Raw genomic sequence first — 13,638 nt, forward strand, 5'->3', positions numbered from 1 at the left:
GACACAATCGCGAATAATTCTCGTTAGTTTAAACCTCTTGTTTATTCGGTGATGCCTTGTCGTCGGTCCAGACCCCACACAGTGAGCTTGTTGGCGCGTTGTATCGCGACCATCGTGGCTGGCTGCTGGCCTGGCTGCGGCGCAATGTGGCCTGCCCAAGCCGCGCCGAGGACCTGAGCCAGGACACGTTCATGCGCCTGCTCGGCCGTGACGAGTTGCGCGCACCCCGCGAGCCCAGGGCGTTCCTGGTAGCAATCGCCAAAGGCTTGCTGTTCGACTACTTTCGTCGCGCGGCGCTGGAGCAGGCCTATCTCACCGAACTGATGCTGATCCCGGCAAGCGAACACCCCTCGCCGGAAGCGCAGCAACTGATCCTCGAAGACCTCAAGGCCATCGACCGCCTGCTCGGCAAGCTGTCGAGCAAGGCCCGCGCGGCCTTCCTGTATAGCCGTCTCGACGGCCTGGGCCACGCCGAAATTGCTCAACGCCTGGGCGTATCGGTGCCTCGTGTGCGCCAGTACCTGGCCCAGGGCATTCGCCAGTGCTATATCGCGCTGTATGGCGAACCGGCGTGAGCGCCATCAGCGCCAAACCGGTGTCGGCCCGCGTGCTGGACGCCGCGATTGCCTGGCAGCTGTGCCTCGACTCGGGGGACGGCAGCGCGGTGGAGCGCGAAGCGTTCAGCAAATGGCTGGCCAGCGACGAAGAACACGCCCGTGCCTGGCGCCAGCTGGGCATGCTCGACCAGCGTTTCAGCGCCGCCTCGGGCCCGGCGCGGGCGGCGTTGTTGCAATCGAGTGAAGGCCTTCGCCAACGCGTGCGCAAGCTCGGCAGCGGGCTGGCGAGTATCGCATTGGTGTGCGGTCTGGCCTTGTTTGCCGGCGAACGCTACGTGCCGATCCACTATTGGCTGGCCGATCAGCGCACCGCCACCGGCGAGCAGCGCACGCTGAAACTGGCTGATGGCACGCAGATCAACCTCAATACCCACAGCGCCATCGACGTGCGTTTCGATGAGAAACGCCGGCTGATCGTGTTGCAGGAAGGCGAGATCCTCGTCCAAACCGGCCACAACGATGCGCGCCCGTTTTACGTGCAGACCCGCGATGGCAGCCTGCGGCCGCTGGGCACGCGGTTTATCGTCAAGCGCGAAGACGACGCCACGCGCTTGAGCGTGCTGCAATCGGCGGTGGCGGCGCAGCCGCAAACACTGCATCAGGAACAGGTGTTCAAGGAAGGCCAACAGGTGCTGATGCGCAGCGACGGCCTCGGCCCTGCGCTTGCCGTCCCCCCCGCCACCGATGCCTGGACCCGTGGCATGCTGGTGGTCGACAACGCCCGCCTGGGCGATGTGGTCGAGGAACTCAGCCGTTACCGCAGCGGTTACCTGGGGGTGGATAAACGCGTGGCCGACCTGCGCATCACCGGCAGCTTCCCGCTGCACGACACCACCCTGCGCTCAACGCCCTGCTGCCGACCCTGCCGGTGCGGATCGAGCAGCACACGCCGTGGTGGGTGACGGTGACCGCCAAGCCCTAATGAAGTGTCTGGGCTATCGCTATCGGGCAACCCCTCCACATTTGATTTGTGAATACCTTCAACTGTGGGAGGGGGCTTGCCCCCGATGACGCCCTCAAACACGCCACAAAAAAATAGTTTCCCCCCGCCCTATCACTTTCCAATTCTCGTTCGGCACCTAAGCAATTGAGAAATATTTCCATTCAGGAGCCGCCCATGTCCCGCACGCTAGATACCTTGTTGCGCCCCAGCCTGTTAGCCGTGGCCATTGCCCTCAGCGCCCCGCTGGCCAGCCCCGCGCTGTTCGCCGCTGAACAAGCCTCGACCGTGCGCGCCTACAACCTGCCGGCGGCGCCCCTGGCGTCAACGCTGAACCAGATCGCCAGCCAGGCCGGCCTGGCACTGACCCTCAACCCGGCGCTGGCGTCGGGCAAGACGTCGGCACCGGTCCAGGGCCAGTTCGATGCACAGGGCGCGCTGCGCGAGGCACTGCGTGGCACCGGGTTGCAGCTGGAACAGAGCAGCGCCGGGACGTTTACCCTGGTGGCGGTGCCGGAAGGTGCGCTGGCGTTGCCCACCACCAACATCACCAGCCAGGGCAGCGATGAAAGTGCCTGGGGCCCGGTCGAGGGCTACCTGGCCAAACGCACCGCCGCCGGCACCAAGACCGACACCGCGCTGGTCGAAGCGCCGCGCTCGATTTCCATCGCCACCCGCGAGCAGATGCAGGACCGCAACGTGCAGAACCTGGATGACGCGGTGAAATACATGCCCGGCATCGTCTCCGCCAGCTACGGCAGCGATACCCGTTATGACTGGATGCGCGTACGCGGCTTCGAACCCACCCAGTTCCTCGACGGCCTGCCACTGCCGCGCGGTGTGTACGCCAACCCGAAAGCCGAAACCTGGAACCTTGACCGCCTCGCCCTGTTGCGTGGCCCGGCCTCGTCGGTGTACGGCCAGACCCCGCCGGGCGGCCTGCTGGACATGGTCAGCCGCCGTCCCAGCGCCGAGCAGAGCAGTGCCATCCAGGTGCAATACGGCAGCGACAACTATCGCCAGATCAACTTTGCCAGTACCGGCAAGCTCGACGAGGAAGGCCGGTTCCTCTATGGCCTCAGCGGCGTGATGCGTGATGCCGGCACCCAGGTCGATCACATCGACAACAAGCGCTACAACATCGCGCCTAGCCTGACCTGGAATATCGACCCTGATACTCAGCTGACCTTCCTGTCGCAGTTCACCCGCGACGATACCGGCACCACCAGCCAGTTCCTGCCGATCCAGGGCACCAAAATCAAATCGCCATTGGGCGAGGTGTCCCACCACAAGAACCTGGGCGACCCGGACTACGAATACTACGACCGCACCTACTATGCGCTGGGCTATGCCTTCGAGCATCGCTTCAACGAGACGTGGCAGTTCAAGCAGAACCTGCGCTATACCAAGTCTGAGTTGTCGTTCCAGACGCTGACCGTGGGTGCCTATCCGTTCACCCAGGTGGAGGCCAATGGTGACGTGGGCCGCACCTCGACCAATGTGGACGAGAACATCGGCCAGTTAGCCCTCGACAATAACTTCCAGGCCGACTTCACCACCGGCGACATCACCCATACCTTGCTGCTGGGCCTGGATCATCAACGCACCGACACCTCGTACCTGTCGATTTTCGGTGATGGGCTGAAGACCAACGTCAACAATCCAATATACGGTCAGCCTATTGTTCGTCCCGCACGCTCCGGTGCGTTCTACGACTACAACCAGAAGACCGTGCAGACGGGTCTCTATATCCAGGATCAATTGGCACTGGATAAATGGCGTCTGACCGTGGGCGGCCGTGAAGACTGGGTGCACCAAGGCACCACCTATTTCAACCAGAACGACGCGACCAATACCGACCGCATCAAGCATTTCAGTGGCAATGCGGCACTAAGCTATGTGTTTGACTCCGGCTTTGTACCCTATATCTCCTACGCCGAATCCTTTCAACCAGCGAGCAACGCCAGCGTCTCAGCCACTGAGTCGTACAAACCCACCGAAGGCAAACAGTGGGAACTGGGTATCAAATATCAGCCTGAGGGTTCAAACACGCTGCTGAGTGCGGCCGTTTACGACCTGACCCAGAAAAACGTTCTGGTGACCACGACTACCGCAGGCAGTATCCCGGTTACTAACCAGACCGGTGAAGTGAAAGTCAAAGGCCTGGAATTGGAAGCTGTGTCAGATGTGACTGAAAACCTCAAAGTCATCGCTTCCTACACCCTGGCAAAATCCGAGGTGCAAAAAGGTGACTACAAAGGCAATCGTCTGCAACTGATGCCAAACCAGCAAGCCGCCCTATGGACGGACTACACCTGGCATACCGGGGTACTCGACGGTTTCGGCGTGGGCTTCGGTGCGCGCTACACCGGCAACACCTACGGAGACCAAGGCAATACCTGGCTGGGCAAGGCCGACGCCTACACAGTGTTCGATGCCGCAGTGCACTACGACCTGGGTCGCCTGGACAACAGCCTCAAAGGTGCATCGGTGAAATTGAACGCCACCAACCTGTTCGACAAAGACTACATTTCGACCTGCGATGGCTTCTACTGCTACTACGGCGACCAACGCAGCGTCGTCGCCAGCGCCACCTACCAGTGGTAATTGGCCAAGGCTAGAACATGAAAAGCAAAACCATCCGCCGCTGGTCCTTTGTCCATACCTGGACCAGCCTGGTCTGCACGGTGTTCCTGCTGCTGCTTGCCCTCACCGGCCTGCCATTGGTGTTTCACCATGAGATCGATCACCTGCTGGGCAACGAGCCGAAACTGGCGCAGATGCCCAACGACACGCAGACGCTCAACCTTGAGCAACTGGTTGACAAGGCCCAAGCCCATCGTCCCGGCGAAGCCTTGCAGTACCTGGCCTGGGATGAGGACGACAAAAACGGCGTGATCGCAATCATGGCCGCCACCGCCGGTACCGAGCCGAATGCGTCCCACACCTTCATGCTCGATGCGCGCACCGGTGAAGCGGTGCAAATGCCGTCGGCCAACGGCGGCTTCACCCTGTTCCTGCTGCGCCTGCACGTGGACATGTTTGCCGGGCTGCCGGGCAAGTTGCTGTTGGCGTTCATGGGCATTCTGTTTGTGGTCGCGATCATCTCCGGCACCGTGCTGTACCTGCCGTTCATGCGCAGGTTGAAGTTCGCCACTGTGCGCCAGGACAAGTCCACCCGCCTGCGCTGGCTCGACCTGCATAACCTGATCGGCGTGGTCACGCTGACCTGGGCGTTGGTGGTCGGCGTGACGGCGTGATCAGCGCCTGCGCCGACTTGATCATCGCCGCCTGGCGCCAGGACAGCCTCAGCGCGATGATCGAGCCCTACGCACACGCCCCGCCGCTGACCCAACGCGCACCGGCCAGCGACTTGCTGAGCATCGCCGCCAAGGCGGCACCCGGCATGCAACCGGACTTCATTGCCTTCCCCGGCACGCGCTTTTCCAGCGAGCATCACTATGCGGTGTTCATGAAAGGCAGCACCCACCTGACGTCGCACTTGCTCACCCCGGTGCTGATCGACGCCAGCACCCTGGCCGTCACCGCCATCGCCGAACGGCCGTGGTACATGGACGCCATGGGCCTGTCCCAGCCGCTGCACTTTGGCGATTATGGCGGCATGCCGATGAAGATCCTCTGGGCGGTGCTGGATGTGTTGACCATCATCGTGCTCGGCAGTGGCGTTTACCTGTGGATCGTGCGGCGCAAGGCGGGCAAGGCATGAAGCCGCGCCAGTCGAACTTCTGGAAGGTGTTTGGCCTGCCGCTGGGGATTGGCGCGCTCAGCGCCGCCGGGTTGTTTGCCGCGTTACTGGGGGATGGGCTGTGGGATTCGCTCAGTTGGGTGGGGCTGGGCGTGCCTGCCGTGATTGGCGTTTGGGGGTTATTCAAGCGGCGCGGCTGAGGGCGCTATCGGGGGCAAGCCCCCTCCCACAGTTGACCGCATTCACAAATCAAAATGTGGTGCCCCCGATGAGGCCCTCAAAAACGCCACCACCCTCGCCAGCCACCGCGCAACCCTCTAGGCTAGCCGCAGCCCATTGAGAGGAATGCCCATGTCCGCCCCCAGCATGACCTTGTTCCATAACCCCGCCTCACCGTTCGTGCGCAAAGTCCGCGTGCTGCTGCTCGAGACCGGCCAGCAGGACCGTGTGGCCCTGCATGCGTGCACGCCGACCCCGGTGAATCCGGACGCCCAGGTGGTGCAAGGCAACCCCGTGGGCAAGATCCCCGCCCTGCGCCTGGCCGACGGCACGGTGCTGCACGACAGCCGGGTGATCCTCGATTACTTCGACCACCAGCACGTCGGTAACCCGCTGATCCCCCGTGACGGCTCGCCGCGCTGGCGCCGTCTGACCCTGGCCTCGATGGCCGACGGCATCATGGACGCGCCGTGCTGGTGCGTTACGAAACCGCCCTGCGCCCGGCGGAGAAACACTGGGATCATTGGCTCGACGAGCAGCGCAACAAGATCAACCGCACCCTCGCCGAGCTGGAGCAGGACGCCCTCGCCGAACTGACCAGCCACTTCGACATCGCCGCCATCAGCGTCGCGTGTGCCCTGGGTTATCTGGATTTCCGCCATCCGGACATGCACTGGCGGTCGGCCAACCCACAGCTTGCCGCCTGGTACGCCGAGGTCAGCCAGCGGCCTTCGATGCAGCAGACCCAGCCGCCGATCTGATATTCACTCCGGGCCAAAGTGGGAGGGGCTTGCCCGCGATTGCGGTATGTCATTCAGCACATCTGTTTGTGAACCATCGCTATCGCGGGCAAGCCCCCTCCCACATTGGGCGATGGTGGTATTGAGGAAGGTGGCGATCCTTGCGGCTAACTGCGCCCCCACTTGCTGATCCTCGCGCAACCCAATCATTGCACCGCCTCCAGATCGAACACCAACGGCTCAGTCCCCTTGCGCTTGCCCACGCCATACCAGTCCAGTTTGCGCGTCAGCACCATCACCGTGCCCAGCAGGCCGAACAGCAGCAGCGAGCCCATCAGCAACGCGTAGTCCTCGGCGCTCAATAGCCCGTACAACAAGCCATACAACGCCGCCAAGCCCGCCGAAAACCCCAGGCCGTGGGCCACACTGCGCAGCACATGGCACACGTAGAAACCAATCAGCAACACACAGGCACTCGCCGAGATCAGGTACGCCAAGGCAAACCCCAGGTGCTCGGACAACGACAACAGCAGCAGGTAGAAAAACGCCAGGGCCACCCCCACCAGTGCATATTGAATCGGGTGCACCGCCAGGCTCTTGAGCACTTCGAACAGGAAGAAGCCGGCAAAAGTCAGCGCGATAAACAGCAGCGCGTATTTGATTGCGCGGTCGCTCTTGAGGTACTGGTCCACCGGGTCGATGAAGTTCACGCCGAAGCTGCGGTTGTTGAAGTCATCACAGCCTTGCGTGTCCAGGCAGGTTTGCAGGGCTTGTTCGAGGTTGGTGGAGAAGAACGAGGTCTGCCAGCTGGCCGTAAAGCCCTTGTCGGTGATCTCACGTTGCGTCGGCAGGAAGTTGCCGATAAAGCTGGGGTGCGGCCAGTTGGAGGTCAGTGACACCTGGCTGGTCTTGCCCACCGGCACCACTTGCAGTTGCTCGGTCCCTTGCAGACGCAAGTCGAAGGCGAAGTCCACCACGGCCGGTTTTTTGCTGTCCTGCTCGGGCAGCGCCACGTGCACGCCCTCGCCCAGCCAATCCACTTGGGAGCCCGGCGAGAACTCCAGCCGCTGGCTGCCCAGCTCGAGTTTCAGTGAGTTTTCAATGCCGCGAATATCGCTGATGCCCACCGCCAGAAAGGCCGGTTCAAACCGGTAGTCGGCAAAGTCTTCGGTGATCCCCAACTGCGCCGGCAGTTCGAAACGCCCGGTGATGCGATTATCGGCATGAAACAACCGCGCCTGGTAAATGCCCCGTGCACGCAGTTCGGTCTGCACCTTGCCGTCGAGTTCAAAACGGTCCGGCAGGAAGTACAGGCGACCGCGTTCTTCACGCGTGACCTCGTAGCGCTTGTTGAGCTTTTCATTGAGCTTCCACTCACGCACGGTCTTGCGATACGGCACTACCATCACCGGCCCGGTAAGACGCTGGGCGTAACTGGAGCTGCGCGCGATGTCCATCAGTACGCCGTCGCGCAGTTGCTGGCGGTCGCTGATGATGCCGTTGATCATCAGCAACGGAATCAGCAACAGCAAAATCAGCAGCGCAATTGCGCCAAGTTTGAAAAGCAGGCTGCGGTTCATGGGTCTCTCCCTGTTTTGATGGACAGAGAGTGAGGCGCGCATGTGGGCGTTTTATGTGGGCAATGTGGAGACTGTGTGGAGATGCAGCACCACCTGCACGCCGCCCGGCACGTTGCCGATCTGCAACGCGCCACCGTGCAGCTTCATCACTTCCTCGACAAAGTTGAGGCCCAGGCCCGTGCTTTTGCGCCCGCTGGCCGGGCGTGGCAGCGAATAAAAGCGTTCGCTCAGACGCGGTAAGGCGTAGTCGGGAATCGGCGCCGCCTGGTTGAACAGGCTCACCTGCACATCGTTGTGCAGCGTCTGTGCGCTGAACTTCAACAGCCCGCCGGAGGGTGTGAAATCCAAGGCATTGTCCAGCAGATTGCCCAAGGCCTGACGCAGCAGGAAGGGCTCGCCGAACACCTTCACATCCGCAGCAATCGCCTGCTCCACACGCAGGCCGGCGCCTTCGATGCGTGCACATTGGGCGCTGAGCACTTCATCGACCAATGCGCCCAGCGCGAGACTCGTCTGTTCTTCCAGCCCCTGGCGTTGTTCCACCTGCGCCAGGTTCAACAGGCGCTCGATCAACTGCTGCAGGCGCGCACTCTCACTGTCGATATTGCCGACAAAGCGTTGCTGCTGTTCGCGGGTCATATCGCCCTGCAACAGCTCCGCCGCGCCGCGAATCGCCGCCAATGGGCTTTTCAATTCGTGGGTCAGGGTGTGCACGTAATGTTCGACGTAGGCCTTGCCCTCGAGCTGCGTGCGCATGTGCTCCACCGCTGTAGATAACTGCTTCAACTCACCGCCACGGTAATACGGCAACTCGGCACGCCGGCCTTCGCTGACCGCTTCGGCGTAGGCCGTCAGGCGTCTCAAGGCCACGCTCAACCACCACGACAACAACGCGCCCAGCAGCAAGCCGAGGATCACCAACCCGGCGCCGTACCACAGCAGGCGCCGCTCGGTGCGGTCGACGTAAGGCTGCAACGAGCTGTTGGGCTTGGCCACGGTGACCACGCCGATGATCTGGCCGTTGTCGCGAATCGGCGCGCCCACGTGCATCACCGACGAGGTGGCGTCATCCGCTTTGCTGCGGGTCGAGCGCGCACCGTATTCGCCACGCAGGGTCAGGTACACGTCGTTCCATTTGGAGTAGTCCTGGCCCACTGCTTCGCCGCTGGAATCGAGCAGCACCGTGCCCTTGGCGTCGGTCACGTAGATACGGTGGTTGACCTGGTTTTTCGGCAGGCCCCAGATGGTCGCGCCCGGCTGGCGATTGCCGTAGGCCTTGAGCAACTGCGGCCAGTGGCTTTGGCCGAGGGTGCGGTTTTTCACATCCTCGCGCAGGATTTCGGCCAACAGGTTGGCGGTGTCCACCAGGGTTTCTTCGGTGGACTGGCGCACGCCGGGGCGGATTTCCTTCATCACCGTGCTGAGCACAAAGTAACCGGTCAGGCCGATGAATAACGCGTACACCAGGAAAATCCGCAGCCCCAGGCGCATCAGCTGTTGCTCGGGCTGTAGCTGTAGCCCAGGCCGCGATGGGTCTGGATCGGTTCGGCCTGCGCGGCCACGGCGCGCAGTTTGCCGCGCAGGCTTTTGATATGACTGTCGATATTGCGCTCATAGCCGGCATCGGCCGGCACGCCCACCGCGTCCAGCAGTTGTTCGCGGCTGAACACACGCTCGGGTTGTTCCAGCAGGCTTTGCAGCAGGCGGAATTCATGGCGCGTGAGGCTCAAGGGCTGGCCGCGATAGCTGATCTGCATGCGTTCCAGGTCCACCTGGAACAGCGCCGGCGCCACACCAGGGCCAACCCGCTTGAGGATCGCCCGCACCCGCGCCGCCACTTCCCGCGGGCTGAACGGCTTGACCACATAGTCGTCGGCGCCGATCTCCAGCCCCACCACGCGGTCGATCTCACCGTCCCGCGCGCTGAGGAACATCACCGGCACATCACTGAAGCGGCGCAATTGCTTGCAGGTTTCAAAACCGCTGATGTCCGGCAGGCCGATGTCGAGGATGATCAGGTCGGCCGGGGTCTGGCGCTGATGCTCCAGCGCCGCCTGGCCAAGGCTCAGCCAGGTGGTGGTGAAACCCTCGCCTTGCAGGGCGAACAGCAGCGTGTCGGCTATCGCCGCTTCGTCTTCGACAATCAGGATGTGGGGCATGGGGGTCCGTCAGCAGTCCGGTTTGTCGGCAGTGTAGCGACGCGCCGGGTTCACCGCTGCGCCAAATTCACGCAGGGCCTTGGCGCCGATCAGCAGCGGGTAGTTGAAGCTGCTGCGGTCGGTGAGGTTGACCTCGACGGTGCGCTTGACGTCGCCCAGGCACATTTCCAGGTCGATCACCGGGCGCTTGGCCACGCTGGCTTCGTCTTTTTCGTCGTCTTCGTCGGCGCGGCTCTTGATCTTGCTGATGCGCGACACCTTGTGTTCGTAGACCTTGTTGGAAGCGTCCTTGCCGCCGAGGCGGAAGCGCACCCAGTCGTCGCCGTCACGGGTGAAGGTCTCGATGTCGCGGGCCGACAGCGAAGCGGTCAGCGCGCCGGTGTCCATCTTGGCCTTGAAGGTTTCGCCGATTTCCGGCAGTTGGATGTATTCGTAGCGACCGTAGAGGGTCGGTTCGGCGGCCATGACGGGCAAGGCGGCAAGGGCGAACGCGGCAAATAGCAGTTTCACGAAGTGATTTCCTCGGAAAGAAGTAGGCGGATTCTAGACCGCAAAGGCAGCACTTAGTTAGATCGTTCGGCGTTTTGCGATTTGGCCTCTGGACTCCGCTCTCTTATCATGGCCCGCCCACACCCTTCCAAGAGTTGCTTATGCGCCGCCTGCTCACCGGCTGTCTGGTTACCCTGCTGCTGTTGCTCAACACGCTGGTCCTGATCGGCCCGCTGATGGTGTTCGCCCTGCTCAAGCTGGTGGCGCCGGGTCGCTCGCGCGACTACATGTCATGGGCGGTGATGTGGATCGCCGAAACCTGGGCCGAGATCGACAAACTGATTTTCGCCCTGTGCATCCCCACCCAGTGGGATATTCGCGGCGGCGAAGACCTGCGCGGCGACACGAGTTACCTGGTGATCAGCAACCACCAGTCGTGGGTGGATATCCCGGCGCTGATCCAGGCGCTGAACCGACGCACGCCCTTCTTCAAATTCTTCCTGAAAAAAGAGCTGATCTGGGTGCCCTTCCTGGGCCTGGCCTGGTGGGCGCTGGATTACCCGTTCATGAAGCGCTACACCAAGGCGTTCCTGGCCAAGCACCCGGAGCTGGCGGGCCAGGATTTGAAGATCACCAAACAAGCCTGCGAGCTGTTCAAGCGCCAGCCGGTGACCGTGGTCAATTACCTGGAAGGCACACGGTTCAGCGAGGCCAAGCGCAAACAGCAGGATTCACCGTTCACTCGATTGCTCAAGCCCAAGGCTGGCGGCGTAGCGTTCGTGCTGGCGGCGATGGGTGAACAGCTGGACGCGATCCTCGACGTCACCGTGGTTTATCCGCAGCAGAAGATTCCGGGATTCTGGGACTTGATCAGCGGCGCGGTGCCGAAGGTGATCATCGATATCCGCACCCGCGAGCTGGACCCGGGGTTGTGGCAAGGGGATTACGAGAATGATCCGGCGTTTCGCCAGACCGTCCAGAACTGGGTGAACCAGCTCTGGAAGGAGAAAGATGCGCGCATCGAGCAACTGCGCGCGGAGAATATTCAGCTGCCGGTGCCCCAGGCTTGAGCCAGCTTGCCCAGCACGGAACTGCTGGCACCCTGGCCGCCCAGGTATTCCAGGATCACCGGGGCAAACTGGCCGATCATGCCGCTGTCCATGCCTAGAGCGCTGAACGCGGTGTTCAGGTCGTTAGTGTCTTTTACGTTACCCAGCAGGCCGCCCAGGCCGCTGGTCTTGCTGCCGCCGGTCTGTCCGAGCAAGCCACTCAAGGCGCCGAGGCTGCCCAGGGCATTGTCGCCGGACAGCTTGTCCAGCCCCGGCACGCTCTTGGCCAGTTGCGAATAGTCGTTGCCGCCCAGTTGGTTCTTGGCCAGCCCCAGCATGGCACCGGTACCGCCGATGGCTTGTTCGGGCGTGACATTCAGTTGCGAGGTCAGTGCGGTCAACAAGCCGGCCGTCTCGGACGACGGTGCGGCGGCAGCGGCCTTGTTGTTACCCCCCTGCATGCCGGAAATGGCATTGGCCGCATCGCCAAGGCTGAAGCCTGCGGCGAACACGGGAGTGGCCGCGAGGGTCATCAGGCAGGAAAGGGCAAAGCCACGTGAAATCTTCATGGGGACAACCTCTGGGTATAGGGCGAAAGCAGGCGTTGGACTGGATAGCCGGCACATTGTTCCGGGCCGCTCCAAACACTACAAAACCTATGTGGGAGGGGTTTGCTCAGGGCGGACAGATGCAGCTATCGTGCTTGCAGGCTTAAACACCCGATGCAAAAAGGGCGACCCGCAGGCCGCCCCTTTCATTGACACCCAGCGCGTTACGCCGCGCTGAACAGTTTGTGCGGATCAATCACAAACTTCTTCGGCACGCCCGCATCAAACTCGCCATACCCACGTGGCGCATCATCCAGGCTGATGACCTGCACGCCAACGATTTCGGCAATGTTGATGCGGTCCCACATGATCGCCTGCATCAACTGGCGGTTGTACTTCATCACAGGCGTCTGCCCAGTGTGGAAGCTGTGGGATTTAGCCCAGCCCAAGCCAAAGCGGATGCTCAGGCTGCCCATTTTTGCGGCGGCGTCGACGGCACCTGGATCTTCGGTGACGTACAGGCCAGGGATACCGATCTTGCCGGCCACGCGCACTACGCCCATCAGCGAGTTGAGCACCGTGGCCGGGGCTTCGGCCTTGACGCCGTCGTGGCCGTGGCCGCGTGCTTCAAAGCCTACGCAGTCGACGGCGCAGTCCACTTCCGGCTCGCCGAGCAGGGCGGCGATCTGCTCGTGCAGCGGGGTGTCGGTGGACAGGTCGGCAATTTCGAAACCCTGGGCCTTGGCGTGGGCCAGGCGGATCGGGTTGACGTCGCCGATGATCACCACCGCCGCGCCCAGCAGGCGTGCAGAGGCGGCAGCGGCCAGGCCGACCGGGCCGGCGCCCGCAATGTACACCGTGCTGCCTGGGCCTACGCCGCAGTCACAGCGCCGTGGTAGCCGGTGGGCAGAATGTCGGAGAGGCAGGTCAGGTCACGGATTTTTTCCATGGCCTTGTCGCGGTCAGGCAGTTTGAGCAGGTTGAAGTCGGCATACGGCACCAGCACGTATTCGGCCTGGCCGCCGGTCCAGTCGCCCATGTCGACATAGCCGTAGGCACCACCGGCACGCGCCGGGTTAACGGTGAGGCACACGCCGGTGTGTTGCTCTTTGCACGAACGGCAGCGGCCGCACGCCACGTTGAACGGTACCGAAACCAGGTCGCCGAGTTTCAGGTTTTCGACGTCGCTGCCCTTCTCGATCACTTCACCGGTGATCTCGTGACCGAGCACCAGGCCGGTCTGGGCAGTAGTGCGGCCGCGCACCATGTGTTGGTCGGAGCCGCAGATGTTGGTGGAGACCACGCGCAGGATGACGCCGTGCTCAATCTTCCTGCCACGGGGATCCTGCATTTTGGGATAGTCGATTTTCTGTACTTCGACCTTGCCGTTGCCGAGATACACGACACCACGATTACCAGACATGCTTTCACCTCGCTGTTGTTTTTATGGAACTGCGTTGCCCGTTGGGGCAGCGCGTTAAGTGCTCGGGTACAGATGCTGTTGCTTGTGTTGTTTGTAAGGGCCTCATCGGGGGCAAGCCCCCTCCCACATTGGATTTGTGAACACAGTCAAATGTGGAGGGGCGGTGCG

The 13,638-nt window shown here is 62.2% G+C and carries 9 protein-coding genes and 4 pseudogenes; 7 read left to right on the forward strand and 6 right to left on the reverse strand.

Features of this window, described 5'->3' with window-relative positions; genetic code table 11:
• Positions 1 to 56 precede the first annotated feature (56 nt).
• The 6 genes and pseudogenes from JWR98_RS13210 (at position 57) to JWR98_RS13235 (ending at position 6,243) form a co-directional block, all read left to right on the forward strand.
• Positions 57 to 575, forward strand: a complete 519-nt coding sequence (locus tag JWR98_RS13210) for an RNA polymerase sigma factor (RefSeq protein ID WP_205490235.1) — start codon at positions 57 to 59, stop codon at positions 573 to 575.
• Positions 572 to 1,539: pseudogene (locus tag JWR98_RS13215) on the forward strand (FecR domain-containing protein). The gene JWR98_RS13210 and the pseudogene JWR98_RS13215 overlap by 4 nt, the downstream one beginning before the upstream one ends.
• 195 nt (positions 1,540 to 1,734) lie before the next feature.
• Positions 1,735 to 4,164, forward strand: a complete 2,430-nt coding sequence (locus JWR98_RS13220) for a TonB-dependent siderophore receptor (protein WP_205490236.1) — start codon at positions 1,735 to 1,737, stop codon at positions 4,162 to 4,164.
• A 17-nt stretch (positions 4,165 to 4,181) separates the two neighbouring features.
• Positions 4,182 to 5,284, forward strand: a pseudogene (locus JWR98_RS13225) (PepSY-associated TM helix domain-containing protein).
• Positions 5,281 to 5,463: a hypothetical protein gene (locus JWR98_RS13230; RefSeq protein ID WP_205490237.1), complete on the forward strand. Its 183-nt coding sequence runs from the start codon at positions 5,281 to 5,283 to the stop codon at positions 5,461 to 5,463. The pseudogene JWR98_RS13225 and the gene JWR98_RS13230 overlap by 4 nt, the downstream one beginning before the upstream one ends.
• Positions 5,464 to 5,614: 151 nt before the next feature.
• Positions 5,615 to 6,243, forward strand: a pseudogene (locus JWR98_RS13235) (glutathione S-transferase).
• 185 nt (positions 6,244 to 6,428) lie between these two features.
• On the opposite strand, the gene creD reads toward JWR98_RS13235, so the two are convergent.
• Genes creD through rloA2 form a run of 4 tightly spaced genes read right to left on the reverse strand, consistent with a single transcriptional unit; the run spans position 6,429 to position 10,471 of the window.
• Positions 6,429 to 7,802, reverse strand: coding sequence for a cell envelope integrity protein CreD (gene creD, locus JWR98_RS13240; protein WP_205490238.1), 1,374 nt, complete (start codon positions 7,800 to 7,802; stop codon positions 6,429 to 6,431).
• A gap of 51 nt (positions 7,803 to 7,853) precedes the next feature.
• A complete protein-coding gene (gene creC / locus JWR98_RS13245) occupies positions 7,854 to 9,293 on the reverse strand; it encodes a two-component system sensor histidine kinase CreC (protein WP_205490239.1) in 1,440 nt (479 codons plus the stop codon).
• Positions 9,293 to 9,961, reverse strand: coding sequence for a two-component system response regulator CreB (creB, locus tag JWR98_RS13250; protein WP_078734955.1), 669 nt, complete (start codon positions 9,959 to 9,961; stop codon positions 9,293 to 9,295). The genes creC and creB overlap by 1 nt, the downstream gene beginning before the upstream one ends.
• Positions 9,962 to 9,970: 9 nt before the next feature.
• Positions 9,971 to 10,471, reverse strand: a complete 501-nt coding sequence (gene rloA2 / locus JWR98_RS13255; RefSeq protein WP_078734956.1) for a retropepsin-like aspartic peptidase RloA2 — start codon at positions 10,469 to 10,471, stop codon at positions 9,971 to 9,973.
• Between the two features lie 140 nt (positions 10,472 to 10,611).
• Between rloA2 and JWR98_RS13260 the strand changes: the two genes are divergently transcribed.
• On the forward strand, positions 10,612 to 11,520 hold the full coding sequence (locus JWR98_RS13260; RefSeq protein WP_205490240.1) for an acyltransferase: 909 nt from the start codon (positions 10,612 to 10,614) through the stop codon (positions 11,518 to 11,520).
• Here JWR98_RS13260 and JWR98_RS13265 read toward each other — a convergent pair.
• Positions 11,496 to 12,068, reverse strand: coding sequence for a DUF2780 domain-containing protein (locus JWR98_RS13265; protein WP_078734958.1), 573 nt, complete (start codon positions 12,066 to 12,068; stop codon positions 11,496 to 11,498). The genes JWR98_RS13260 and JWR98_RS13265 overlap by 25 nt on opposite strands.
• A 203-nt stretch (positions 12,069 to 12,271) precedes the next feature.
• Positions 12,272 to 13,470 (reverse strand): annotated as a pseudogene (fdhA, locus tag JWR98_RS13270) (formaldehyde dehydrogenase, glutathione-independent).
• Positions 13,471 to 13,638 lie beyond the last annotated feature (168 nt).

It is taken from the genome of Pseudomonas lactucae (assembly GCF_016937615.1).
GTDB lineage: Bacteria > Pseudomonadota > Gammaproteobacteria > Pseudomonadales > Pseudomonadaceae > Aquipseudomonas > Aquipseudomonas lactucae.

Bases quoted from the DNA above. Each gene is read 5' to 3' on its own strand.
- JWR98_RS13220 (WP_205490236.1), top strand. From the start codon at position 1,735: ATGTCCCGCACGCTAGATACCTTGTTGCGCCCCAGCCTGTTAGCCGTG.
- JWR98_RS13230 (WP_205490237.1), top strand. From the start codon at position 5,281: ATGAAGCCGCGCCAGTCGAACTTCTGGAAGGTGTTTGGCCTGCCGCTG.
- creD (WP_205490238.1), bottom strand. From the start codon at position 7,802: ATGAACCGCAGCCTGCTTTTCAAACTTGGCGCAATTGCGCTGCTGATT.
- creC (WP_205490239.1), bottom strand. From the start codon at position 9,293: ATGCGCCTGGGGCTGCGGATTTTCCTGGTGTACGCGTTATTCATCGGC.
- creB (WP_078734955.1), bottom strand. From the start codon at position 9,961: ATGCCCCACATCCTGATTGTCGAAGACGAAGCGGCGATAGCCGACACG.
- JWR98_RS13260 (WP_205490240.1), top strand. From the start codon at position 10,612: ATGCGCCGCCTGCTCACCGGCTGTCTGGTTACCCTGCTGCTGTTGCTC.
- JWR98_RS13265 (WP_078734958.1), bottom strand. From the start codon at position 12,068: ATGAAGATTTCACGTGGCTTTGCCCTTTCCTGCCTGATGACCCTCGCG.